1 rRNA gene (cut by a window edge) is annotated in these 2500 nt (G+C 46.3%); it reads left to right on the top strand.

Annotated elements, in window-relative coordinates:
- The first annotated feature begins 1461 nt into the window (after positions 1-1461).
- Positions 1462-2500, top strand: a 16S ribosomal RNA gene (locus EXU30_RS12090); it runs 513 nt beyond the window's last position.

Genomic DNA, 2500 nt, shown 5'->3' on the forward strand with positions numbered 1-2500 from the left:
CCGCTTCATGCGCTTACGTAGCGCGGAGAACTTGTTCGAAGCTGGTCATTTCCGGATGCCTAAAATACGAAATAGCCCTAGCACGAAGTGTTGGGGCTTTTTGTATGTTCAGCTTTTGAAAGATTACTCTCACATGCGAAATAAAAAGCCCAAATGTAGCGCGGAGAGCTCGTTCGCAGCGGGCTACTTTCAGACGCTTTCGCGTTGGGCAATGTAAACTTTGACATTGTTTCATATCAATGTCATTGAGGTTAGGTGAACTACATTTCTAATGTAGGTATGAATTTCTACCTAGATATATGTTGATAATTGCCCCCTGTAAAGCCAATACTCCTGTATTAGTCTAATTGTAGCCTTTTATGGTGCATGTTGAATCCGCCATTCCCACGAAGTCGGGTGCTAGTCGATGACACTTCAATCAATATAGTTAGTTGAGTTAACTTTGGTGAGCGCGGACACATGGCATTGTTACGCATTCATGCACGCCACTATAGGCTTAGCTCAGCTTAATATTGTTGTAAATAGTTAGAGAGGGACTGAAAACTGCTGGTGATAGTTCTATTTTTTGATTTGTTCTCTATTCGCAGCAAGTGCATTTAAAGCCAACGTGAATGTGTTGATGATTCGTTCGTAATTGTATCGGCTCGGCTCCGATCATTCAGCGTTTACTTAGCCTCACTTTCGGTATCCCCTTTCGTTTTTCTAGTATAAATTTAGAGGCCCACTTAGTTAGTAGGTTCTCTCGCAACACTTAAATCGCGTTGCTTTGGCATTAGCCGCAGTTCTTACACATAAAAAGGTTGCTTGAACCATTCAATACTTAATTGTTTTTGTCGGTTTCTAATCGTTTGAGTTGTTATTCTCGGGAGTTAGGGGCGTAGCGATGATTTAGGTGCTCATGCTTGCTTTTGTAACTCGGCACTTAATTAAACTAAGTAGCTCTGGTGTTTGTGGATAACTCTGTGGAGTATCGGTAATTAAAATGTGCCTAATCCAGGTATAAAAATTAAATGCAAAAAACTTCAAAAAAGCCCTTGCGCAAAAATCTAAGCTCCCTATAATGCGCTCCCACTGACACGGCGCAGCGGCCAACACGAGGTGTAGGCAGCAAGCATGACAGTTTGATTTGAAGGCATTTAAGCGACTCAAATCAAGGCGAAAAGAAAGTTTGAAAAAACACTTGACGCCGAGATGGGAAAGCGTAGAATACGCAGCCCTGACCCGATGAGCCAAGCGCGAACGGGATGCTCTTTAACAATATGACAAGTATATCTGTGTGGACATTCACAGAGCGTTAAATTCGACAGATTCATCTTTTGATGAGTCACAAAATTTAAAACTCATTGATGTTCATACGACACAAGTTAATTTGAATTGTTCATTCAATTTAAATTGACGCATGACAGTAGAATTCATTGAGTCAGTTCTTTCTATTTTATAGAGAGTGACTGTAAAAACTTTTAATTGAAGAGTTTGATCATGGCTCAGATTGAACGCTGGCGGCAGGCCTAACACATGCAAGTCGAGCGGAAACGAGTTATCTGAACCTTCGGGGGACGATAACGGCGTCGAGCGGCGGACGGGTGAGTAATGCCTAGGGATCTGCCCAGTCGAGGGGGATAACAGTTGGAAACGACTGCTAATACCGCATACGCCCTACGGGGGAAAGGAGGGGACCTTCGGGCCTTTCGCGATTGGATGAACCTAGGTGGGATTAGCTAGTTGGTGAGGTAATGGCTCACCAAGGCAACGATCCCTAGCTGTTCTGAGAGGATGATCAGCCACACTGGGACTGAGACACGGCCCAGACTCCTACGGGAGGCAGCAGTGGGGAATATTGCACAATGGGGGAAACCCTGATGCAGCCATGCCGCGTGTGTGAAGAAGGCCCTAGGGTTGTAAAGCACTTTCAGCGAGGAGGAAAGGTTAGTGGTTAATACCTGCTAGCTGTGACGTTACTCGCAGAAGAAGGACCGGCTAACTCCGTGCCAGCAGCCGCGGTAATACGGAGGGTCCGAGCGTTAATCGGAATTACTGGGCGTAAAGCGTACGCAGGCGGTTCGTTAAGCCAGATGTGAAAGCCCCGGGCTCAACCTGGGAATTGCATTTGGAACTGGCGAACTAGAGTCTTGTAGAGGGAGGTAGAATTTCAGGTGTAGCGGTGAAATGCGTAGAGATCTGAAGGAATACCGGTGGCGAAGGCGGCCTCCTGGACAAAGACTGACGCTCATGTACGAAAGCGTGGGGAGCAAACGGGATTAGATACCCCGGTAGTCCACGCCGTAAACGATGTCTACTCGGAGTTTGGTGTCTTGAACACTGGGCTCTCAAGCTAACGCATTAAGTAGACCGCCTGGGGAGTACGGCCGCAAGGTTAAAACTCAAATGAATTGACGGGGGCCCGCACAAGCGGTGGAGCATGTGGTTTAATTCGATGCAACGCGAAGAACCTTACCTACTCTTGACATCCAGAGAACTTTCCAGAGATGGATTGGTGCCT

Origin of the sequence: Shewanella maritima (genome assembly GCF_004295345.1) — a bacterium.
GTDB classification, from domain to species: domain Bacteria; phylum Pseudomonadota; class Gammaproteobacteria; order Enterobacterales; family Shewanellaceae; genus Shewanella; species Shewanella maritima.